The sequence below is a fragment of the Vibrio sp. Y20_XG_PY13 genome, assembly GCF_024181925.1.
GTDB classification, from domain to species: domain Bacteria; phylum Pseudomonadota; class Gammaproteobacteria; order Enterobacterales; family Vibrionaceae; genus Vibrio; species Vibrio parahaemolyticus.
Genome location: NZ_JAMZAL010000001.1, coordinates 234169 through 256179 on the forward strand (window position 1 = coordinate 234169; position 22011 = coordinate 256179).

The following is a 22011-nucleotide window of genomic DNA, read 5'->3' on the forward strand; positions in this document are numbered from 1 at the left end:
AGGGGATTCGCTTGTGGCAACAAGGATGTAAATATCTTAGGAGTGAGTATGTCTAGTAACGTCATTTCCCTTTTTCCTGCTAAGCAGGTAGTGAACCGAAGTCGGTTGGTGCTTTTACCCGTCATTGGTTTGCTGATCTTTTTGGCAATGTGGCACTTAGCAGCGAGAGAAGTACAAACTTCATTAGGTACGCTACCGGGGCCAGTGCAAACTTTTCAGCAGTTCAACAACCTTGTCGATGACCATTGGCAAGAGCGAGAAAAGGAACAAGCGTTTATCGAGCGTCAGGAAAAACGTAATGCTGCGAAGTTAGCCAAGAATCCAGATGCGGAAGTGAAGATTCGTCCTTACACAGGTAAACCGACGTTCTTCGATCAAATCGTAACAAGCTTAGTGACTGTGACTGCGGGCTTTCTGTTGGCGACAGTTATCGCGATTCCACTTGGCATCGTGCTTGGTCTTAATCAAGGGCTGTATCAAGCGTTCAACCCAATCATTCAATTGCTCAAGCCTGTATCACCTTTGGCGTGGCTGCCTATCGTAACCATGGTGGTGAGTGCCACTTATGTGAGTGATGACCCGATGTTTGCAAAGTCGTTCATTAACTCTCTGATCACAGTGGCGCTGTGTAGCTTATGGCCGACGCTGATTAACACTGCTGTGGGCGTGACGAGCGTTGATAAAGACTTAATCAACGTGAGCAAAGTGCTTCAACTTTCGTGGTGGCAGCACATTCGCACCATCGTTTTACCTTCTGCCATTCCAATGATCTTCACCGGTTTACGTCTTTCTTTAGGTATCGCTTGGATGGTGTTGATTGCGGCAGAAATGCTCGCTCAGAACCCAGGGTTAGGCAAGTTCGTTTGGGATGAATTCCAGAACGGCAGCTCGGCATCATTGGGTCGCATCATGGTGGCGGTCATCACTATCGGCTTTATTGGTTTGATGCTCGATAGAGGCATGCTGCAACTTCAAAAGTGGTTGTCTTGGAATAAACAACAAGCGTTGAGATAAGGGAAAAGATCATGGAAAAAGCATTATTAGATCTAACGCGTTTAGGGATGCGATTCCCAACGCCAGATGGCGAATTCATCGCGCTTAAGAACGTCGATTTACAAATCAATAAAGGTGAGTTTGTATCCCTGATTGGTCACTCTGGCTGTGGTAAATCAACTGTATTGAACTTAGTCGCAGGGCTGTACATGCCAACAGACGGCGGCGTGATAGTCGATGGGCGAGAGGTGGCAGGGCCGGGACCCGACCGCGCGGTGGTGTTCCAAAACCATTCATTATTGCCTTGGTTAACCGTGTATCAAAACGTTGAGCTCGCAGTAAAACAAATTGCCGGCAAAAAGGGCAAAGCGTGGATTCAGGAGCAAGTGAATCACTATTTGGAGTTGATTCAAATGCAGCATGCCGCGCACAAAAAGCCGGATGAAATCTCGGGTGGTATGAAGCAGCGAGTCGGCATTGCGAGAGCACTGGCACTTCAACCGAAGGTTTTGCTAATGGATGAGCCATTTGGCGCGTTGGATGCGTTAACTCGTGCGCATTTACAGGATGCACTGATGAAGATTCAAGCCGAGCTGAACAACACCGTCATCATGATCACCCATGACGTGGATGAAGCGGTGCTGCTATCCGACAAAATCGTGATGATGACCAACGGACCGGCTGCAACTATTGGTGAAGTGTTAGAAGTGAATCTACCTCGCCCTCGTGAGCGTGTTGCACTGGCAGATGATGCGCAGTATCAGAAGTGTCGACAAGCGGTGTTGAAGTTCCTTTACGAGAAGCAATCTAAAACCGAGATTCCAGCTTCGAAAGAAGACAAACCCAAAACCGCAGCGCAAACGGCATAAGGAGGCAGCGATGAACAGTCCTTTAACGATCCCAGTAAAGAACGCATTGAGCCACATCGTTGTGGTAGGCAACGGTATGGTCGGGCAACACCTCGTCGAGCAATTAGTGCAGAAAAATGCGCATTTGGAGCACCGAATTACCGTGATTGGTGCAGAGCGTTTTATCGCGTATGACCGTGTACAGTTGTCCTCTTTGTTCGCGGGTAAGTCTCATGATGATTTAATGCTGAGTAACCAAGAATGGTACGACATGCATGGCATCCAACTGGTACTTGGCAGTCAAGTAACAGGCATCGACAGAGAGCAAAAGCGCATTCTGCTTGATGGTGAAGATGTGCTGGGTTACGACCAACTCGTGCTCGCGACCGGTTCGTACCCGTTTGTGCCGCCAATTGAAGGTAAAGACCGCGATAACGTGTTTGTCTACCGCACGCTTGATGACCTTTCACAAATCAAGAAGGCATGTGAAGGCGCAAGAACAGGCGCAGTGATTGGTGGTGGCTTGTTGGGTTTAGAAGCGGCAAACGCACTCAAACTATTGGGGTTAGAAACTCACGTTATTGAATTTGCACCCCGCCTGATGCCCGTACAGTTAGACGATGGTGCCGGCTTAGTGCTGAAAGAGAAGATTGAAGCGCTAGGGCTAACCGTTCACACCTCAACGGGTACGGAACGAATCTGCGATGGTGAAACGGCTAAGCATCGCATGGTGTTTAAAGACAAAGATCCTCTCGAAGTGGATGTGATTGTCTTTTCCGCAGGGATTCGCCCCCAAGATGAGTTGGCAAGGCTGGCTGAGCTAGAAGTAGGCGAGCGAGGCGGTATTGTGATTAATAACCAATGCCAAACCAGCGATGAGAACATATACGCGATTGGCGAATGTGCCCTTTGGGAGCAGAAGATCTTTGGTTTGGTCGCTCCCGGTTACACCATGGCGAGAACCACCGCCGATGTCTTGACTGGAATGCCGAGCGAAGGTTTTAAAGGTGCAGACATGAGCACCAAACTCAAACTACTTGGGGTGGATGTGGTGTCTATCGGTGATGCACAAATGCAAACCGAAGGCGCACAGGAAATGGTCTTGCAAGATGCGGTCGCAGGCATCTACAAAAAGCTGGTGGTTGATGCGAGTGGCACTCAATTGCTTGGTGCGATTCTCGTTGGTGACAACAGCGATTACGATGCGCTCTTACACTGTTATTTGAACAAAACGGTCCTGCCAGACCACGCGGCGAACCTGCTGTTTGATACTGGAATGCTTGATGGAGAGATGCCAGACAGCGCCATTATCTGTTCTTGTCACAACGTCACAAAAGGCGACTTAGTTGCCGAGATTCAAGCTGGCACTACCAACCTGACGGACCTTAAAGCCAACACCAAAGCCGGCACGGGCTGTGGTGGCTGTAGCAATATGGTGAAGTCGGTATTGGATACTCAACTGGCAGCCATGGGGGTAGAGGTTAACAACCACCTTTGTGAGCACTTTGAGCTCAGTCGGCAAGAGATGTTCCATATTTGCCAAGTGGAACAGATCAAAGACTTCGACACCTTAATTGCACTGCATGGCAAAGGGCATGGGTGTGATATCTGTAAGCCGACAGCGGCATCTGTGTTTGCTTCTTTGTGGAATGAACACATCATGGAGCCTAAGCATCAGTCTCTACAAGATTCTAACGATGCCTTTATGGCAAACCTACAAAAAGATGGCTCTTATTCGATTGTGCCTCGTGTCCCTGGTGGCGAAATTACACCAGACAAACTCATTGTGATCGGCGAAGTTGCTCAGCAATATGATCTGTACACCAAGATCACTGGCGGTCAGCGAGTGGATTTATTTGGTGCGCAGTTAGAGCAACTTCCTGAAATCTGGCAAACCTTAATTGATGCTGGTTTTGAAACAGGGCACGCCTACGGCAAATCGGTGCGCACCGTGAAATCTTGCGTCGGCTCTACTTGGTGCCGCTATGGTGTTGATGACTCGGTCGGATTAGCCATTGATTTAGAGAACCGCTACAAAGGATTGCGAGCGCCCCATAAGCTTAAGTTTGCCGTATCGGGTTGTACTCGCGAGTGTGCAGAAGCGCAAAGTAAAGACATTGGGGTGATCGCCACCGAAAACGGCTGGAATCTATACGTTTGTGGTAATGGCGGGATGAGACCACGACACGCTGATTTGTTTGCATCCGACCTATCCAAATCAGAGTTGATCACCATGATCGACCGGGTTTTGATGTTCTACGTCAGCACCGCTGATCGCTTACAGCGCACGTCAGTGTGGATGGAGAACATGGAAGGGGGCTTAGACTACCTTAAACAAGTGATTTTGGATGACTCTCTCAACCTATGTGACTCATTGGATGAGCAAATGGCACGAGTCGTAGATACCTATCAATGTGAGTGGAAGAGTACGTTGGATAATCCTCAAAAATTGCAACGCTTCCGTCCTTTCTTGAACAGCACGTCGGGTAGCAAAGTCTTACCGTACCAGCGTGTGCGCGGTCAGCGTATTCCCGTGAAACAGGAGGTGTAAATGGCAGCTTTAACCAAAGTGAAATTGTGTCAGCTTGATGACCTAATGCCGTTCATCGGTGCCACGGTGTTGATTGAAGGCGAGCATGTCGCGCTATTCTACATTCCTGATAGCGGTGTTTACGCCGTTCAAGATTGGGACCCAATTGGTAAGGCTTATGTGATGAGTCGAGGGATTGTCGGTGATATCGACGGTGAGATTTGTGTTGCATCACCGCTATACAAACAACACTTCAGTTTAAAGAGTGGGCAATGTTTGGAAGATGATGCGCACTGTCTAAAAACGTGGCAAGTAACGGTAGACGATAATCAGGTTTGTTACTTAGTCGAAGAATGATCCTCGAAATTAGTTTGCTCGATATGAGTGAATTCTTAGCGTAAGAGACAAGCGAATAAAGCTCCAGAGACAGCACAGTATGGCTCTGGAGCTTTTTACTATTTGGAAGGATTCACTTGCAGTTCGGTATAGCCGGTCGAGTTGTCCATCGCTCTGGTAAACTCAAGTTCTGAGTAAGAATGGATGATCAACTCTGCGGTGGTATCTATAACCGTGCCTTCCATTAAATGTCCACCCCAGACTCGTCCTTCACGATCAGACACCGAGATATGAACGTGTTGATGTTCAGGCGTCAGGGTTCCCATCACAGAGACGATTTCAAATGGCTCTTTTTTGGTTAACGTACTCTCTGCACCTGCCAAACGAAGGTTGAGGTCAGAGATACAGCCAACGCATGAGGCAATCGAGCCTGCTTTGATACCGTGCTGCTCGACCAATTTCGCAAGGCTCAGTTTTAAGTCCATGCCTTTGGTAAGACGTACTGCTATCACTTCAATCGACATGTTACTTCCTAATCAAAACCAGCAAGCAGGAAAGGGCCGTATCTAAGTCGGCATAACGTTTGGCTTTGCCAAGTACGCGCATGCCTTGCATGTTGTTGAGAACGAAACGAGCGAGTTCTTCTGGTTTCAGCGTTTTCGGCACTAAGGTTTCTTTTTGTGCGTTTTTCAAGGCATCGGTAATGATGTCGATTAAATGATCAAATAAAAAATGCCCTTTTCTCAGTACATCATCGTCTTCGCCGGCGTGCTCTATCAACGCATTTTGAATAAAACACCCACAACTTCGCTTGCGTTGCAGGTCCGCAAAGGACTTAAGGAAAGACTCAAGTTCCGGCAGGGATGCGCCGTCTTTCTCTAAATCGGTGAGTGAGGGCAACGAGACTTTTTTTAGATAAGCATCCAGTGCTTCGTAGTAAAGCTGCTGCTTATCACCATAGGTGTTGTAAAGGCTAAAGCGGTTGATATTCAACTCGTCAGTGAGATCAGAAATGGATGTATTAGCAAAACCTTTGCGCCAAAAAACGTCCATAGCGACTAAGAGTTTTTCTTCTCGATCGAAGTTGGCTTTTCTTGCCATATGCGTACCTACCTGAGCGGTTTTTCTCAAACCACTCCTAAACTTATTGAACAACTTTTTGGAAATGAAGTTCTTGACTGATCGTTTATAAACTGGCTACAGTATATCCTAACCAATCGGTTAGAAAAAGAAAAAGGATACAAAATGAAGCTCTATGAAACAGCAATGACTCCAAGTTGTAAGCGAGTTAGCATTTTTTTAAAGGAAATTGGTGGAGAGGTTGAGCGTGTCGCGTTGAACGTGCGTGAGGGCGATAATTTGTCTGAATCTTTCAAGCAAAAAAGCGTGAATGGCAAAGTGCCATTACTGGAGCTAGACGATGGCACAACGATCTGTGAAAGCGTGGCTATTTGCCGCTATCTCGATGAAGCGTTTGAAAATGACTTAGCTCTGTTTGGCGCAAATCAATTAGAACGAGCACAGGTGGAAATGTGGCACCGTGTCGTCGAGTTCCAAGGCCTTTATGCGGCATTCCAAGCGTTTCGTAACATTACGGCGATCTACCAAGATCGTGAAAACTGTGTGGCAGCGTGGGGTGAAGAATCCAAGTCTCGCGTCCTCGAGTTTTTGCCAACATTAGATAAACGTTTGTCAGAGAGTGAATACATTGCGACAGACCAGTTTTCCGTTGTCGATATTACCGGTTATATTTTCATTGGTTTTGCGGTGAATGGTTTGAGTATTGAAGTCTTCGAGAAGTACCCAAACATCGCTCGCTGGTTTGAACAAGTGTCTACCCGAGACGCATTCCAAAGCTAATTTTTTCGCAGCGAGCGTTTTCTCTCTCGCTGCGTATTGAACGCCAATGACAAAAAGGTATTCAAATACTTCAAGTTTTCTCTTCTTTTTTTACTCATCTCCTATAATTATTTTTATATACAACAACCTCAATAGGCTTCAATGCGTTTTAGAGCAGAGTGCTCTTAGTCTGTAGACGTTCTTTTCATTTAGAGATGTCTGGCAAGAGACAAGGAGAGGTTATGAATCTTCAAATCAAAACCATCAACAACGTACTGTTTGCTTCGCTCGTTGTTTCTATTTTTGGTTTAGTTGCGATGTACCTGAACTATACGCAGCAAAGTGATCAAATAGAACAATTGCGCGGGCAGCTTATCGAAAAAGAAAATCAGATAGTCATTTCAAACGAAGCATTGTCTTACACCCGTTATCAGCATCAACTATTAGCCGAAGACTACAGTCGTTTTAGAGATGAGCAGTCAATAAATAGAGTACTTCGTTAGTCGCTACAAGCGTTGAGGAGAGAGATGAAACCAATCTTATTGGTCGACGATAGCAAAACGGTATTGCTTTACATGACCTCCGCATTGCAAAAGCAAGGGTACGAAGTCGTCGCGGTGGAGGACGGTGAGTCTGCAATTGAAGTCCTGACGCACCGAAAAGATATTCAGTTTGTTCTCAGTGACCTGATGATGCCTGGGCTCAGTGGTATTGATTTGTGTCGTCTACTCAAATCTGCGGCGTTTGAGCGGTATATCTTTTTTGTCCTGCTTTCTTCACGCAATGATCAGGGCTCGATTGTCAAAGGCATTGACGCTGGCGCGGATGATTTCGTAGATAAAAAAACATCGGTAGAAGAGCTTCAAGCACGCATACGAGCAGGGTTTCGTACTCTCGATTTGCACAATATGTTACTCGCGAGAAATCAAGAATTAGACGTCGCTTACCAAACGATTCGACAAGATCTAGAATCTGCTGGTGATCTCATGAGGCAGCTTTTACCGATAGAGCAGCAAATCGGAGTGACAAAATTAAGTTATTCCTATCTTCCTTGTTCTCAGCTTGGTGGGGATATGCTCGGTTATACTGCGCTTGATGAGCAGCATGTGGCGTTTTATGTATTCGATGTTTCTGGGCACGGTATCTCGTCTGCTCTGATGTCGTTTTCCATTCAAAAAACGTTATCTCGAAGCTGTGGACCGGAGTCGGTAACGACAGATCTTGTCGAGGGCGAATATGTTGTTTCGGAGCCGAATGTGGTGGTGGAGAGGCTCAACCTTCGATATCAACAAACGCCTGACAGCCAATTGTACTTCACAATCGTTTACGCAGTTTTGAATACTCAAACAGGCAAACTGAGGTACTGTACCGCCGGTCACCCTAAGTTCTTATGGCGACATCAATCAGAAGCAACCATTGATATGGTTGGTGATGAGAATTTTATAGTAGGCGCGTTAGCACCAATGCAATACAAGAGCGGGGAAATTACGTTAGAACCAAACGACTCGATTTGGTGTTTTTCTGATGGCGTGGTTGAAGCGCGGTACGACAATGAGCTTTTCTCTGTAAATCGTTTAATCGCGAACGTACAGAGCGTTTCTGGACTTCCATTTGAAGCACAGGTTTCTTCTGTCGTCGAAAGCATTAAACGTTGGCAAGTGAAGGAAGAGCTAGACGACGATTTGACGCTTTTACAACTTCAATGGTCTGGTCCAAACACGTCGACATGTGAGGGTGAGGATGACTGATTACGAGTTTAAAAAAACGTTTCTTAGCTCACTAAAATCTTCCCGTGAGGCGAGTAAGCAGCTTGCCGAGTTTCTCTTTCAACATCAGGTATTGGTAAGTGATGTCCAACACCTCGAATTGTGCGTAGTTGAGGTGATGAACAATGCCTTTATACACTCCTACGATGAGCAGGAAGGTGAGCCGATTGAGCTCGAGTGTGCAATCTTATCTGACTCTAAGTCTACTCAGATCGAAATGCGTATTTCTGATTACGGTCGTCCTATTAAAAAATCGGTTTTCCAAGAGCACACGAATAAAGAAATAAAAGCACCAAGCTTGTTTGATGAAGACAGCTGGATGTCGTCAGGAAGAGGATTAATGTTAATAAGTAATCTAGTTGACAGTTTTCAGGTACTGAGATGTGGTCGAAAAAATACGTTTGTATTGATTAAAAGAGAGGGGCGTCTAACAACCAAGCAAAGTTCTGTCACTTTACCTAGTTCTTAGTTTTCGTCCATGACGAATTAGCGTTATTTATTTGTTATCGGTGGTGGAAGCCGATGACAGAAGCGCTTCTAGTTCTTCTCTGGTCAACAAGTCTTGCGGATTTAGCATCCCGCTCTCGTCGTCCAAGGACATCTTGGTTCTGCTGATCAAATATCGCTTTTGAGTAGGAGTTAAGTCCTTGAGCGACTCAATCAACTCCTTGAAATGGTTGTTGTCCATGTTCATAATTTCCCCGTTCTAAGCCTTAAGGTGTTTTATTTTAAGTTGTCTAAGTAAGCGAAAATCTGCTTTTTAATTGTCACCAGCTCGTTATTAACTATAGTTATATCTTCGCATTCTGGTGCAGTATTGTTTCTTGTATTTGTTTCTATCTTCTCCAGCGCAACAACTGCGATATCTTCTCCAAAGCCTTCTAGAATGCCTTTCAAGCTGTGTGCCATCAGATACAGCTCTGGCCAATTTTGTTGTACGAACATTTCATTTAGTTGTTCTGTCGCATCAGAGTAATCCTCCAAGTACGTTGAAAAGACAGCAATGATGATGTCTACGTCATTGTCCATGTATTGATTGAGCAATTCGAAGTTGATCATTTTCACTCCCTGTCGGTTACGTGATAGCTAAACGGTTCGGGTATCTGGCTAGAAAAAGAACCAGAGAGATAATCGCTTAACCATCGCGACCAATTTGGTGGCAATGCCCTTTGTTTTAAGAAGTTAACCACCGACTCCGAATTAGAATGGTATTGTTGGTCCGGCGCTGCCAGAGCGTTCAGTTTTGTCTCTACTGAAAATGGATAATCGTATTCGTGTGGTACGATATTGCACTCTTGAAGTCGGACTGATGAACACGATTGATTGATGACTCCGAGCAAGCTGCGTCTGATAGAAAACTCACCAAAAAATGCTAATAGCGGAAGGGCTTGTTTCAATAATGCTATCGGCATTTGTGTTGGAATATCGTAAAAGTAACTCAATGACTCTAGCAATTTTAGGTGCGCTTCTGCCGCGCGAGACTCGACGAGAAGTAGCTTGCACTGCATGAGCTGCTTAAAAGCTAATAGATTGACTTGCTGCTCTTTACCCAACTGCTTTTGCGTGAGTAAACAGAGTTCATTCAGTTGAACAAGCACTTTCCTCTTGGAATGAATATGAGTAAGCGTTTTAAAATGGTCGCTGACTAAATCAACGTAAGAAGAAAGGACATTAAGCCATTGGGCATCGGTTTGTGATAAATGGGCTGCATAGGTACGGCCTAGCTCATAGAGATCTTCAAACAGGCCCAACTTGGCAGTAATTCGGGATGCTGAGAGAAAACGAGAACCATTACTTGGCGTGAGCGAAAAAGCTCTTTTTGCCAAACAGAGCGCATGTCGTTGTTGCCCCAAGCTTTCATAAAGACCGATCAAACTGTCAATGGCAGCCAAGCAGAGCGGATTCCGAGTTACATAATCAGCCAGAACTTTGACTGCTTCAGATATGTGCCCTTGATGATGCAACAAAAACGCCGTCGCACACACTTTACTTGCATGCTCTTTCTGACTGCAGAGAGGTAAATAATCCTCAAGTAGTGTGTAGTCACGTCTTTCAACTAAAGTATCGATAATCAGAGATTCAACACAAATACTGGACGCGTGGGTCTTGTGAAGCAAGATGACATCAGATAGTAAGAGAGGTTGTGAAGCCAGCAGTCTTTTTGTTACAGCGGCAATGTGCTGTTGTTCTTGCAGTGCTTGGAGCATTTTCGTGTAAAGTGCTTTTGTTTGAAGGGGTTTTGTTAGCAGGTGACGAACCCGCCCAGAGCTAGAAAGTGCTGTGAGAACTGTCTCTTTTGTGGCATCGCTAGAAATCATAAGCACAGCGGTTGTGTCTGAAATCAGTTGCGCTCTGCTCAGGAGGTGAACGAGATCCAAACCTGTGTATTTTTCTGCAAGATGGTAATCAATCACTAAGAAGGAATAAAAGCGAGTTTTTGCGGCGAGTAAGGCCGCTTGCGTGTTAGTCACGCAAGTGATGTTAGAAGCTTTTGCGCCTAATGCAATGAGTTGGTGTTTCACTAGCAGTGATGATGTAGAACAGTCATCAACGACCAGGATATTGATATCACCAACGGCGACTCTTCCCTCGGCCAAAGTCTATCTTCCTTACTACAGCTACACTAATAAGCTAGTCATCTGAGTGCATAAAGGCAAGGCGTTTTTGAGGAAAGGGGCTTAGAAGCCCCTTAAATGAAACAAAATTCGTTAACTTTGCTTGGAATCTTGCTCAATTTGTTTCATCAAATCGTTCGCTTTCTTCATTGCTCGTCTAGCGCTGGTGGTCTTTCTCTTATTCAACAGAATGTCGGAGAATTGTAGATACTTGTCCGCTGTTTGGAAGCGTAGGTCATTGATATCTTGGAATCCAACAGGGAAGTTTTCAGAGAATTTATCGACGTCTTTAACTAACTTATCCAAATGTACAGTGGTTCTTGCTTGCTTTAGGCGATAGTACAGGCCATCAAACTCGTCTTGATACAAGATTCGAGCGGCATCGATAGGGAAAGGTAACGGATTGCTCGAATCTATCGCCGTTTCATAGAGCTTCATTTCGAGCACCGCATCTTTCATCGCATTGCTTATCTCTAAGTTAGCTTTATGTTCATCGCTATTGGTGAAGAACGTGTTGCCAACCTTTATCAATGTTACTAATGCCGCTGCATCACGATCTTTCAACGCGTCACTTAAGTGTTTACCAAACACGTCACTAGAAAGTGAGCTCGGTACGAAAGGGTAGTCCTGATGGATCTGGTTTAGCTCTTCTTTCAGCTCATAGATAGACTTGGTATCTTCTTCCTTATCGTAACGTGATTTCTCCAAATGACTGTTAATCTGACGAGCAATAGAAAGTAGAGTAGAGTGCTTACTTGATTGAATGTCTAATGCAAGAACTTCGATTTTATGTGAGTCCGGGTAGTATCCCTTGGCCTTTTGTAAAATAGCCTCAATCTCATCGTAATTCGGATAGCTAGTTGCATCGGAATTGAGTACATCGTCTATTTCTGATTCAAATTGACCGAGTAAATAGGGCTTATGTAGACGGAGCAACCCAGCTTTAATTAGAGGATGAAGGGCATCGTCACCATCGATTAAAGAGCGGCTATGCTCCGGCGAGGTACTTAATAGAAGCTCTGCATTTTGGATAACTTCGTTTTGTTGACTGAGCTTTGCTTCTAGACCGGAAATGGCAACTTGCTGTTGATTGTAGACTAATCCAAGACCTGCCACAAACAACAAGCTGGCTGCGACTCCAGTGGCCAAGGGCCAATATTGCTTGTTCAAACGACGCTTAACTGTCTTTGCATTAAAATCAGCGGGAATTGTGCCAGTTGAAAAAATCTTCGAGAAAATCGGCCACTTCGCTATTGGCATATTTGCTGGTTTAGAGACCTTAATATTTTTCTTTAGTGCTTCATTGACAGGTGTTCTTGAATATGGATGCTTACAACTCAACAATTCATACGTAATACAACATAAGGCGAACATATCATCGCTTATGTTTGGTTCTTTTCCTGAGAGCAGGTTGAGTGAGGCGTAGTTAGGCGTGTAGCCCAGCGTTTCTAGATCTTCTGTTTTACGTTTTGCTGCATACTGATCTTGTTTGATCTGGTGAGTTTTCGACACACCAAAATCCAAAAGCTTTACATGGCCTTCGGAGGTTAAAATTACGTTGGCTGGTTTTAAGTCGGCGTGTACAACACCGAGCGAATGAGCATAGGATAGTGCGTCGAGGATTTGGTTGAGGATAGAAAGCATTGCATGGTACTTCAAACCATTTGGACGAGATCGTTGGATTAAACTTTCCAACGTTTCGCCGTCAATATATTCCATCACTAAAAAGTAGATATCACCGTCGACTCCGAAATCAAAGACCCGGATTACGTTTGGATGACTAAGTCTTTGTGTTTGTTGCGCTTCTCGAATCAACATTCTTGCTGTCTCTGGCTGAGACGCAAACTCTTTCTGTAAAACTTTTAGAGCAACATAAGGGGACTCCGAGCCAGAAGACTCAAGAATTTTGTCTTTTGCTAAATAAACATCACAGAGTCCACCATGACCTAAAATAGACTCAATTTCGTAACGGTTTTTTACTGTTTGCCCAATTAAATTTGAGTTAATAACACTTTTGTTTTTTGTGTTCTTATTATCACTTTTGTTGATAGGTGGTATTGTGTTTTCTTTTTGAGACAGTTTTGTATCCGTTTCATTTATATTTTCAGCGGAGTCTTGTTTATTAACGTTTTTAGCGGGTTCAATTGCGTTTTCTCTTTTTTGAGTCTTTACAATTTTTGTTTTATCTCCGCTATCGCTGCTATTTATAGATTTGTCTTTATTTTTTTCTTCCATCACAAGGACTCCATATAAATGATGGGGTTAATATATATATTCCTGCTAAATGAAAAATACTTCGGTTAGATTTTCTCGGCCAAACTAACATCGGTTTTTTGACGGGTGAAAGTTTCAGTGTCAAAAATTTGAACCTGGTTGGATATTTAAAATTGTTCAACAATTCATGATTGCTTTGATAAAAAAATGATTCATTATGCCGTCAATAGTTTTTATAACAGCTATAAGAACTCTATTAATCTTAATGTTAATAATTAAAGATTCAAATCTAATTATAAAAATCGATATATAAATATTTAGCAGGTCTTTGGCGAGGTTTTTCATGAAATTGGTATTGACCATAACGAGTTTCCACAAATTTACTCCGGAAATAGAGAGTGAGTTTGTGTTTGAATCAAGTGATGAGCATGCAAAGGTAACCTTCGGACGCTCAGAACAATGTGACTGGACGTTACCAGACCCTGAGAGAGTTATTTCTGGGACTCACGGCGAATTGATTAAATTTGGCGATAAATATCTAATTAAAGATTTATCAACAAATGGCACATTTGTTAATAATGCAGTTACTCCAATCGGCCAAGGGAATGAGCTTGCTTTGTCCCATGGTGACACTGTTGCTTTAGGCGATTATCAAATACAAATTAGTATTAGTGATATCTCTGAAGATAGGACAGAGCATCAATTTACATCTAACCCAGAGGTTAAGACGCCAGTTGGATTCGAACAGCACGTAGAATCGATTCCAGAGATGGAAGATTTTGGTTTAAGCGCTGCCGAGTTGATGGATGAAAGTGTCCCATCAGATTTTCAGTTAGACATTGGTCTAGTAGATGATTTTCTAGAAATTCCGAGTCACGGAACTGAAGTACCACAACCTAAAGTTACATCAATGCAGCCTGATACCAACGCTAAAAGTCAAAAACCTACAGTGCATCGAGGTGAACTGGAAGCCTTCATTTATGGCATGGGGATCGACCCCAATATGGTACCAAGCCAAAATCGAGAGCAGTGGTTTGAACAATTAGGTCAGTCGTTTTCTCTTATGCTTATTGGGCTAATGGAGACTCTTCACAATCGGGCTGTATTTAAACAAACCAATCGCGTTAACCATACTGCATTTAGAAAGTCTGAAAATAATCCACTAAAGTTTTCAGCAAATTTGGAAGATGCAATTCACAATTTGTATAACCGTAAAACGTCAAGCTTTTTAAAGCCTAATGCCGCAATAAAAGAAGCATTTAACGATATTGAAAATCATGAGCAGGCTTTAATGCAAGGAGTAGCGGGTACGGTATCGAGTGTCATGTCTCTCGTTGAACCTAATACTATTTATTCAGATGCATTGGCTAAAGACAATGTAATTAACAAGGTTATTCCAGCAAGAAAATATGCTCAGAGTTGGAAGCGCTTTGAAGGTATTCATAGCCAATTAATAGATGAACTTGTCAATAAAGAGTCTCCATTTTATTTAGAAGATTTTGCTAAGCACTACGAATTAGCGCTCAAGAATAAAGGTTAAGGTGGGATTGTGAAACAAATTTATAAATCATTTTTGCTGTTTATATTTTTAGTATTAATGGGATGCTCCGCCGCTAATTTAGTGGTCGACCCATATGCGGATTTAGAAATAACGGCAAATCATAATATCAACCCTGACTCGAATGGAAGACCATCACCAGTTGTTGTATATGTATTTGAACTTACATCAAATACACTGTTTGAGAGCCAAGATTTTTTCTCTATTTATGAGGAGCATGAAAAAGTACTCGGTCCAGACTTGGTGAATAAATATGAAATATCTTTGACACCAGGCCAAAAAGAAATCTACCAAGCTAGTATGTCTCCTAAAACAGAATATTTGGGTATCGTAGCCGCGTTTCGCGATATTGAGAATTCAAATTGGCGACAAGTCATTAAAGTAGATAAGACGGGTTACAACACTTATCAAATCTCGTTAGAAGATCTGTCTTTGGTCGTACAATAACGTTTAGTTGGCTAATTATAAATGATGCAATACTCCAAGACGGCTTGGTGCGAGGGGATGTTTCTGCGTCCCCAGCATTTTCAACAGCACGAACGCGCAATATCTAATGAATATAAAGGCTTACACAGTTTAGGTGGCTCATATAACTGGGGCGTTTGGAATTGCCGTGTAAAAGAACATGCCTTAAAAACAGGCTTGATTGAACTTGATAATCTTCAAGCAATTCTTCCTGATATGACGCTGATAGACTTTTCAGCAACGACAAGTTTTCTGTCTCCTTTAAAGGTAAAAAAAGGGACGGAAAATACCTTAGTGAAGGTGATCGTTCCACTCTCAAAAGTCAGCAGTAAAATGATCGCGGATCCAAGTGAAACAACGGTTTCTCGGTATTTACTTCAAGATCTAGACGTTATTGATAACCTGACGGGCCAAGATGAAGAAACGATTCAAGTGGCCTCATTAAATATCGAGCTGAAATCAAGCAATGAGCAGTTAACAGGTTATATAGAGCTACCAATCCTTAAGATTAAAGAAGTTTCTACGGAAGGAGAGGTCATTCTTGATGACTCTTACGTACCGCCACTTCTAAACTTGTTAAATGACAAGGTGATGACGGGGTATCTACGTAATGCAATGGCAATGACCAAGATGCGCGCAGATGTTATCGCTCAACGACTTGTTAAAGGAAAAGCGGCTTCAGCATCTGCGGTAGATTTCATAATGCTGCAAATGTTGAATCGATATGAAGCCATATTGAAGCATTTTAGTGAGCTGGAGAAAGTACACCCCTTAGAGCTTGCGACAACCTTTAAAGGCTACATAGGCGAGTTGGCAACGTTTTCTCACACCACCAAGCGCTTACCTAATCTCAAAGCTTACGATCACCTTGAAGTTGCAAGTGTGTTTGCTGAACTTAATCAAGTCCTTAGTCAGTACTTGAGTGTCGTTCTTGATCAGACTGCAAGTAAGTTGCCACTAGAAGTACGTCAGTACGGTATCCAAGTGACACCACTTCCAGATAAGCGACTATTGGAATCATGTCAGTTTGTATTGGCGATTAAAGCGGACACAACAACGGATGAGATTAGACGCTTAGTCCCTGCGCAATTGAAGCTTGGTCCGGCAGAACAGATTAGAGATCTAATCAACAACCAGATTAATGGAATTAACGTAGCTCCTTTAAGTGTCGTGCCACGACAGATTCCATATCAAACGGGGTATGTTTATTTTGAGGTCGTTAAGAAGGGGCCATTCTGGATGCGACTTAAAGACAGCGGTGGTATTGCACTGCATTTATCTGGTCATTTCCCAAATCCGGACATAGAGCTTTGGAGCATTAATCAATAAAAGTGGTAAGTATGGAACAGACGATAGTAAAACCTACTCCTGGCGGAAGAGCGGCTGTATCTAAAGCTCAGCCTCAAAGATCAGCAGACAGTACTGTTGTGATATCCAAAAGCCCTGAGTTGGTTAACAACGATTCAGTTGTTGCTTATGGAGATAATCCACTATTGGCAGAAGCTAATGGTCTACTTTCGATTATTGGACAAATCAGAGCAACAGCTACTCATTCCGATCCTTTATTTCTCAAAGAAACGCTCGCGCAAAAACTTAGGGATTATGAGAATCGTCTGCGTCAACATGATGTTGACTTGGAAACCATTGATACCGCACGTTATTGTCTGTGCTGTTCTTTAGACGAAGCAGTATTGAATACCAATTGGGGGAGTCAATCGTTTTGGACACATGATTCTCTGTTGAGCTCTTTTTACGCGAGCAGCCAAGGTGGAGAGGCTTTTTTTAAGCATCTAGATAGCTGTTTGGCTCATCCGGAATCCCACTTAGATTTACTAGAGCTAATGTACGTATGCTTATCTTTGGGTTTTATAGGCCAGTATCGTTTAGAAAAAAATGGGCTTGAAGCTCACCGTAGATTGAGAAAACAAGTTGTATCAGTGCTTAAGTCACATGGTCGCGGAGTACAGCAAGAGCTTAGTAACAAAGTAGAACAACATATATTGGCAGGTGCTCAGGTTTCGGAACGTGCACCTCTGTGGGTGGTTTGTTCGGTAACTTCCGCACTGCTTGTTTGTATTTTTATGTACTTCAGTTACGAGTTGAACAAAGCTTCCAACCAAACTTTTGCTCAATTGGTAAACCTGATTCAACCAACCCCAGCTGTTAGTAATCCCATGGTTGAGTCAAAGTCAGCACCTATTGCCGAAAGAATATCTATGTATTTAGCAACGGAAATTGGCAAGGATCTTGTCACTGTGGAGGCGCTGCAAGATAGAGTTCGCATTTCTCTTAGAGCTCAAGACCTATTTGAATCTGGTAGTGCGAGCGTTGTGGCTTACATACAGCCAGTTATTTCTAAAGTTGCACGTACCTTAGAAGCGACACAAGGGAAGATCATAATTACCGGGCATACCGATGACCGTCCGATATTTACCAGCAAGTACCCATCCAATTGGCACTTGTCTTTAGCTCGCGCAACTTCTCTTTCCGAACAGTTAATCGCCAACAGTGCACTTAAAGGTAGAGTGATTCCTGAAGGATTGGGTGATGCGAGACCTTTGGTAGAAAATGACAGTGAAGAGAACCGAGCAATGAATCGTCGAATTGAAATCGATCTTATTGTGGGCAACTAACGGTTGGGCAATGAAATGAGTATTAAAGAAATAGGCAGAGTATTTACCCAAAGATGGTTTCTTGGTTTAGTTGGTGTAGCCGCGTGCTCCATTTTTATTTGGGTTGTGGGTCCTCTGATCACGGTTGCAGGTTACGAGCCGCTTAAAAGTGATTTCCAACGTTTAGTTACGATCTTAGTGATTGTTTTTGCTTGGGCGCTTATCAACTTAACAAAGCAGCACAAACAGAAAGTTAGAGAAGACGAAAGTATTCAGACGTTGCTTGAAGTAGACAGTCAGTCAGACAAAGAAGCCGCCAGTGAAATTGACGTAATGCGCGATCGTATAGAGCAAGCGATCAAAGTTGTGACAAAAACGCATAAAGGAAAGCGTAGTTTGTACGATTTACCTTGGTACGTTCTGATTGGTCCTCCTGGAACAGGTAAAACCACGGTTCTAAAGCAATCTGGCTTGGAATTTCCGTTAGCTGAGAGCTTAGGAGCTGACTCTATAGCTGGTGTAGGTGGAACACGTCACTGTGATTGGTGGTTTGCTAATAAAGCAGTACTTATTGATACAGCAGGACGTTACACCACGCAAGATAGTCAAGAAAAGGTTGACTCTAAAGCTTGGCACGGTTTCTTGGGGTTGCTTAAGAAATACCGCACTCAAAGGCCTATCAATGGCGCTATCGTTACAGTCAGCCTAGCAAGTGTGATGTCTCAAACTCGTACAGAGCGTAGCTTACATGCCAGATCAATAAAATCTCGCCTTCAGGAACTCAAAAATCAGTTGGGTATGCAATTCCCAATCTATGTTCTGCTGACGAAAATGGATCTGGTTGCTGGCTTTAATGAATTTTTTGCTGATTTAAGTAAAGAAGAGCGTGAGGAACTTTTTGGATTTATGTTCCCACGAGAAGTTGATGACGAACGTGGTGTCATTTCTCTCTTTAATAAAGAGTTTCACGGCATGTTGGAGCGGCTCGATGCGCGCATGTTACGTATATTAGAAACTGAAGATGACTTAGAAAAGCGCACGCTAATATTCGAATTTCCAAAACAGCTGCGAGTTTTACAAGCAAACTTAGATGAGTTTTTGTCTGAGATATTTGCGCAGAACACGTTTGAAGAGCCAGCCCTTATTCGCGGTGTTTTCTTGCTTAGCTCTGTTCAAGAAGGCATTCCTGTTGATCGACTGATGAGTGAATCAACTAATGGATTGGGACTAGGGAGGTTGCCTTTAGCGACAAACGTTAACAGTTCGCATAGCTATTTTGTTAAGAATCTTTTTGAGCGAGTCATCTTTAAAGAGCAATTACTAGGTACCGTTAACCGCCACTATCAAAAGCAATCTGGATGGATGCGTACGGGCATATACGTGGGTTGTGTTGGTGTTCTTGTTGGTGCTTCTGCTCTTTGGTTCCTGAGTTATCAATGGAATTCAAAGTTAATTGTCGATACCAATAGCCAAGCAAATCATATTGAAGCGATGATAGGTGCAGAGAGCCTTGATTTTGAATCGGACGTTATCAGTGCTGTAGACACGTTAGACAAGATCATGATGTTGCCACTAGGGAAAAATAGTGAATATGGTCATTCTGATGCAGTGAAAAAGTTTGGTCTGTATCAAGGTGACAAAGTTTCTCAAGCAGCAAATAACGCGTATTCAGATGCTCTTTCTCAACACTTTGCTACTCTGCTGTCAGAGAGTTTGGTCTCGGAAATGGAAGCGAATAAGCAGCATCGTGAATACTTATACGAGACGTTAAAGACGTATTTAATGTTGTTTAATCCGGAAAAGTATCAACAAGAAGAGGTAATTGCTTGGTTCAACTTCTACTTTGAACGTCAGTATCCAGGAGAGTTAAACAAAGAGCTACGTGAGCGTTTGCTAGTGCATACTAAAAACTTACTAGAGAACGACGAGAAAGGCTTCTCAATGGATGCGACTGCTATTAGTGCAGCACGAGAAGTTCTAACGCAAATGTCACTTCCAGAGCGTGCATATCAGCGTATGAAGATGCAGTTTGCTAAAAGCCACGTTCCGTCTTTCCGTTTAACAGACGTGTTAGGACCTAAAGGTTTAGAACAATTTGAGCGAGCAAGTGGAAAACCTCTATCGCAAGGTATTTCCGGTTTTTATACCTACAACGGTTTTCACAGCATTTTCCAAATTCAGATTAATCGCACCGTCAAAGGATTGATGGAAGAAAACTGGGTGTATGGGGATGATCTTAAAGCTCATGAAATTGATCATGATAGTGCTATTCAGGGGGTTCAAGCCCGCTATTATCAAGATTATGTCAATGAGTGGAAAACTCTGATAGAGGATATTCAGCTTAAACAAGCTCCAAGTTTGGCTTTAGCAACAGAGCAATCAAGAGTTCTATCCGGTGTAGAAAGACCAATTGAATCACTTCTGCGTGCAATACAAAAGGAAGTGGGGTTATCGAAAGTAACGTTATCGGAAAATCAAAAGGCAGCAACGGAAGTCGCAGCAAAGGTTGCAAAAGTGAAGTTTTCTAATACGGCAGACAAACTCGATATGTATTTGCCTGAAGAGAATGGATTTAATGTTGCTCTACCAGGTAAAGAAGTTGAATCCCATTTCACCGAAATCTTACGACTTAGTGAACAAGACTTTGATGATATTCAGCAAGCGATGGTGAATTTGCGTTCGTACTTATCTGATTTGTCTAGCTCTGGCAACAATCAAAAAATTGCTTACAAAAGCATATTGGATGGAACGGTGACTCAGGATGTTGCTGCCTCCTTTGCTAGAGCAAAAGATCTCTTACCAAAACCGTTTAATCAATGGTTGGGAGAGTTGTCACAGGAATCGGTTAAGTTTGCAGAAAGCGGCTCTAAAGATCATCTAAATCAGCTTTGGGTGACTAATGTAGTGCGTCCTTATCAGCGGACTATAGCAGGTAGATACCCATTTGAACCTAATGCAACGAAGGAAGTTCGTCTAAAGGACTTTCAACGATTCTTCGGGTACGGTGGTACGTTGGACTCGTTCTTCCAAGAATATCTGGAGCCGTTTGTTGATACGTCTAAGAGTCGTTGGAGACTAGAAAAAGAAATTGGTGTAAGGCCTGAGACGCTTGCGGTTTTTCAAAGGGCAAAACGCATTAGACAATCGTTCTTTGAATCAGATAACTCGCTACGAGTCGAGTTTGGTATGAAACCCGTATATCTAGATCAACACATTACTCGATTTGTGCTAGAGCTAGGTGACCAAGACTTGGTTTATAAGCACGGTCCTGCGAGATCGAAGGAACTTCGCTGGCCATCGGGTCAAGATCAGACACGTATTGTGTTTACACCGCCCGAATCAAAACGAGAAATTGCTCATACCTATGAAGGGGAATGGGGCATTTTCAAACTATTGGACCAATCACTCAAGGCTCGACCAGAGTCCCGCAACGACAACATTGTCATGATCGATTTGAAGGGGAACAAGGTTCAGCTTGAGTTGATTCCATCTAGTGCAATCAACCCATTTTGGTCTAATGAGATGGAGAGGTTCAGATGTCCGCAAACCTTGTAACGCCTGAGTGGGGCTACATCGGAAAAATGCCGGCTAAAGGTGACTTTGTTAAGGACGGTATTTCTCCTGAATTTGCAAACCGTTGGCACGACTGGCAGCAAGCTGTTATTGCAGTGAGTAAAGAGCAACTGGGTGACACTTGGAATGATTATTTTTTAATTGCACCAGTTTGGCATTTTGCACTGGATGTGAGTTACATGGACGATGCTACGTATATCGGCAGCATGATTCCAAGTGTAGATGCATGCGGTCGCTACTTCTTTTTTACTGTTGTTCGAGCGGTAAAAGGCAAAGCAGCACAGTATTGGGCACAAAGTGGCTGGACTGAAGATAGCCAGGCTCTAGCACTGTCAGTGTTAGATGATGAATTTGTATTTGATGCATGGCACCGAAGCATGCAGGAAAAGTGTGAGCTTGTTTCTGAAGTATCGATATGCAATGAAGAAATGGCGCTTTTGTACCAAAGCCCGATCTCAACAGTGTTTAGCTTTTCAACTGAAGTAAAGCAAAACACGTTGTTAAATCATCTAATTGAGAGTCAACAGAGAAAACCATGCTTCTGGTGGACAGAAGGCTCTACTCATATTGAATCATGTATGTTTGTTAGCACTGGGCTGCCATCTATTGGCCAATTCTCTGCAATGTTAGATGGTCGTTGGCAAATGTGGAGTTGGTAGGAA

The 22011-nt window shown here is 43.3% G+C and carries 20 protein-coding genes; 14 read left to right on the forward strand and 6 right to left on the reverse strand.

What is annotated here, in order from left to right; all coding sequences use genetic code 11:
- Positions 1 to 48: 48 nt before the first annotated feature.
- Genes NL646_RS01070 through nirD form a run of 4 tightly spaced genes read left to right on the forward strand, consistent with a single transcriptional unit; the run spans position 49 to position 4728 of the window.
- Complete coding sequence (locus NL646_RS01070; protein WP_077672909.1) at positions 49 to 1014, forward strand: ABC transporter permease; 966 nt, start codon at positions 49 to 51, stop codon at positions 1012 to 1014.
- Between the two features lie 11 nt (positions 1015 to 1025).
- On the forward strand, positions 1026 to 1862 hold the full coding sequence (locus NL646_RS01075; RefSeq protein WP_005463767.1) for an ABC transporter ATP-binding protein: 837 nt from the start codon (positions 1026 to 1028) through the stop codon (positions 1860 to 1862).
- A gap of 10 nt (positions 1863 to 1872) precedes the next feature.
- The gene (gene nirB, locus NL646_RS01080) at positions 1873 to 4392 is read left to right on the forward strand and encodes a nitrite reductase large subunit NirB (protein WP_253663733.1); all 2520 of its coding nucleotides are present in this window, start codon (positions 1873 to 1875) and stop codon (positions 4390 to 4392) included.
- Positions 4393 to 4728: a nitrite reductase small subunit NirD gene (gene nirD / locus NL646_RS01085; RefSeq protein ID WP_140262373.1), complete on the forward strand. Its 336-nt coding sequence runs from the start codon at positions 4393 to 4395 to the stop codon at positions 4726 to 4728.
- Positions 4729 to 4826: 98 nt separating this feature from the next.
- On the opposite strand, the gene NL646_RS01090 is transcribed toward nirD, so the two are convergent.
- Together NL646_RS01090 and NL646_RS01095 are read right to left on the reverse strand one after the other, a co-directional pair.
- On the reverse strand, positions 4827 to 5231 hold the full coding sequence (locus tag NL646_RS01090) for a PPC domain-containing DNA-binding protein (protein ID WP_047731915.1): 405 nt from the start codon (positions 5229 to 5231) through the stop codon (positions 4827 to 4829).
- Position 5232: 1 nt separating this feature from the next.
- A complete protein-coding gene (locus NL646_RS01095) occupies positions 5233 to 5808 on the reverse strand; it encodes a TetR/AcrR family transcriptional regulator (protein ID WP_025623045.1) in 576 nt (191 codons plus the stop codon).
- A 144-nt stretch (positions 5809 to 5952) separates the two neighbouring features.
- Between NL646_RS01095 and NL646_RS01100 the strand changes: the two genes are divergently transcribed.
- From NL646_RS01100 to NL646_RS01115, 4 genes are all read left to right on the forward strand, one after another.
- Positions 5953 to 6567: a glutathione S-transferase gene (locus NL646_RS01100; protein WP_069525326.1), complete on the forward strand. Its 615-nt coding sequence runs from the start codon at positions 5953 to 5955 to the stop codon at positions 6565 to 6567.
- A gap of 221 nt (positions 6568 to 6788) precedes the next feature.
- Positions 6789 to 7049, forward strand: coding sequence for a hypothetical protein (locus tag NL646_RS01105; protein WP_015313320.1), 261 nt, complete (start codon positions 6789 to 6791; stop codon positions 7047 to 7049).
- Between the two features lie 24 nt (positions 7050 to 7073).
- A complete protein-coding gene (locus tag NL646_RS01110) occupies positions 7074 to 8294 on the forward strand; it encodes a PP2C family protein-serine/threonine phosphatase (RefSeq protein ID WP_029847176.1) in 1221 nt (406 codons plus the stop codon).
- Positions 8287 to 8781: an ATP-binding protein gene (locus tag NL646_RS01115; protein ID WP_025535164.1), complete on the forward strand. Its 495-nt coding sequence runs from the start codon at positions 8287 to 8289 to the stop codon at positions 8779 to 8781. The genes NL646_RS01110 and NL646_RS01115 overlap by 8 nt, the downstream gene beginning before the upstream one ends.
- 27 nt (positions 8782 to 8808) lie before the next feature.
- On the opposite strand, the gene NL646_RS01120 is transcribed toward NL646_RS01115, so the two are convergent.
- The 4 genes from NL646_RS01120 to NL646_RS01135 all read right to left on the reverse strand — a co-directional run bounded on the left by NL646_RS01120 (position 8809) and on the right by NL646_RS01135 (position 13162).
- Positions 8809 to 9000: a hypothetical protein gene (locus NL646_RS01120; RefSeq protein WP_005480239.1), complete on the reverse strand. Its 192-nt coding sequence runs from the start codon at positions 8998 to 9000 to the stop codon at positions 8809 to 8811.
- A 35-nt stretch (positions 9001 to 9035) separates the two neighbouring features.
- The gene (locus tag NL646_RS01125; protein WP_253663734.1) at positions 9036 to 9371 is read right to left on the reverse strand and encodes an Hpt domain-containing protein; all 336 of its coding nucleotides are present in this window, start codon (positions 9369 to 9371) and stop codon (positions 9036 to 9038) included.
- Between the two features lie 2 nt (positions 9372 to 9373).
- Positions 9374 to 10909, reverse strand: a complete 1536-nt coding sequence (locus NL646_RS01130) for a response regulator (protein WP_025500157.1) — start codon at positions 10907 to 10909, stop codon at positions 9374 to 9376.
- Between the two features lie 111 nt (positions 10910 to 11020).
- Entirely contained in the window at positions 11021 to 13162 is a 2142-nt protein-coding gene (locus tag NL646_RS01135) for a serine/threonine-protein kinase (protein WP_253663735.1), read from the reverse strand.
- A 322-nt stretch (positions 13163 to 13484) separates the two neighbouring features.
- Between NL646_RS01135 and tagH the strand changes: the two genes are divergently transcribed.
- The 6 genes from tagH to tagF are packed head-to-tail and all read left to right on the forward strand — an operon-like array spanning position 13485 to position 22008.
- Positions 13485 to 14681: a type VI secretion system-associated FHA domain protein TagH gene (gene tagH / locus NL646_RS01140; protein ID WP_253663736.1), complete on the forward strand. Its 1197-nt coding sequence runs from the start codon at positions 13485 to 13487 to the stop codon at positions 14679 to 14681.
- Between the two features lie 9 nt (positions 14682 to 14690).
- Positions 14691 to 15146, forward strand: coding sequence for a type VI secretion system lipoprotein TssJ (tssJ, locus tag NL646_RS01145; RefSeq protein WP_005463795.1), 456 nt, complete (start codon positions 14691 to 14693; stop codon positions 15144 to 15146).
- A 21-nt stretch (positions 15147 to 15167) separates the two neighbouring features.
- Entirely contained in the window at positions 15168 to 16493 is a 1326-nt protein-coding gene (gene tssK / locus NL646_RS01150) for a type VI secretion system baseplate subunit TssK (protein WP_301339266.1), read from the forward strand.
- Positions 16494 to 16504: 11 nt separating this feature from the next.
- Positions 16505 to 17797: a type VI secretion system protein TssL, long form gene (tssL, locus tag NL646_RS01155; RefSeq protein WP_023585078.1), complete on the forward strand. Its 1293-nt coding sequence runs from the start codon at positions 16505 to 16507 to the stop codon at positions 17795 to 17797.
- A 15-nt stretch (positions 17798 to 17812) separates the two neighbouring features.
- Positions 17813 to 21331 carry a type VI secretion system membrane subunit TssM gene (gene tssM, locus NL646_RS01160; RefSeq protein WP_031852031.1) on the forward strand — a complete coding sequence of 1173 codons (3519 nt, stop codon included), beginning with the start codon at positions 17813 to 17815 and terminating at the stop codon, positions 21329 to 21331.
- The gene (tagF, locus tag NL646_RS01165) at positions 21313 to 22008 is read left to right on the forward strand and encodes a type VI secretion system-associated protein TagF (RefSeq protein WP_253663738.1); all 696 of its coding nucleotides are present in this window, start codon (positions 21313 to 21315) and stop codon (positions 22006 to 22008) included. Before tssM ends, tagF begins: the two co-directional genes overlap by 19 nt.
- The last annotated feature ends 3 nt before the right edge of the window (positions 22009 to 22011 follow it).

Bases quoted from the DNA above. Each gene is read 5' to 3' on its own strand.
- NL646_RS01070 (WP_077672909.1), top strand. From the start codon at position 49: ATGTCTAGTAACGTCATTTCCCTTTTTCCTGCTAAGCAGGTAGTGAAC.
- NL646_RS01075 (WP_005463767.1), top strand. From the start codon at position 1,026: ATGGAAAAAGCATTATTAGATCTAACGCGTTTAGGGATGCGATTCCCA.
- nirB (WP_253663733.1), top strand. From the start codon at position 1,873: ATGAACAGTCCTTTAACGATCCCAGTAAAGAACGCATTGAGCCACATC.
- nirD (WP_140262373.1), top strand. From the start codon at position 4,393: ATGGCAGCTTTAACCAAAGTGAAATTGTGTCAGCTTGATGACCTAATG.
- NL646_RS01090 (WP_047731915.1), bottom strand. From the start codon at position 5,231: ATGTCGATTGAAGTGATAGCAGTACGTCTTACCAAAGGCATGGACTTA.
- NL646_RS01095 (WP_025623045.1), bottom strand. From the start codon at position 5,808: ATGGCAAGAAAAGCCAACTTCGATCGAGAAGAAAAACTCTTAGTCGCT.
- NL646_RS01100 (WP_069525326.1), top strand. From the start codon at position 5,953: ATGAAGCTCTATGAAACAGCAATGACTCCAAGTTGTAAGCGAGTTAGC.
- NL646_RS01105 (WP_015313320.1), top strand. From the start codon at position 6,789: ATGAATCTTCAAATCAAAACCATCAACAACGTACTGTTTGCTTCGCTC.
- NL646_RS01110 (WP_029847176.1), top strand. From the start codon at position 7,074: ATGAAACCAATCTTATTGGTCGACGATAGCAAAACGGTATTGCTTTAC.
- NL646_RS01115 (WP_025535164.1), top strand. From the start codon at position 8,287: ATGACTGATTACGAGTTTAAAAAAACGTTTCTTAGCTCACTAAAATCT.
- NL646_RS01120 (WP_005480239.1), bottom strand. From the start codon at position 9,000: ATGGACAACAACCATTTCAAGGAGTTGATTGAGTCGCTCAAGGACTTA.
- NL646_RS01125 (WP_253663734.1), bottom strand. From the start codon at position 9,371: ATGATCAACTTCGAATTGCTCAATCAATACATGGACAATGACGTAGAC.
- NL646_RS01135 (WP_253663735.1), bottom strand. From the start codon at position 13,162: ATGGAAGAAAAAAATAAAGACAAATCTATAAATAGCAGCGATAGCGGA.
- tagH (WP_253663736.1), top strand. From the start codon at position 13,485: ATGAAATTGGTATTGACCATAACGAGTTTCCACAAATTTACTCCGGAA.
- tssK (WP_301339266.1), top strand. From the start codon at position 15,168: ATGATGCAATACTCCAAGACGGCTTGGTGCGAGGGGATGTTTCTGCGT.
- tssL (WP_023585078.1), top strand. From the start codon at position 16,505: ATGGAACAGACGATAGTAAAACCTACTCCTGGCGGAAGAGCGGCTGTA.
- tssM (WP_031852031.1), top strand. From the start codon at position 17,813: ATGAGTATTAAAGAAATAGGCAGAGTATTTACCCAAAGATGGTTTCTT.
- tagF (WP_253663738.1), top strand. From the start codon at position 21,313: ATGTCCGCAAACCTTGTAACGCCTGAGTGGGGCTACATCGGAAAAATG.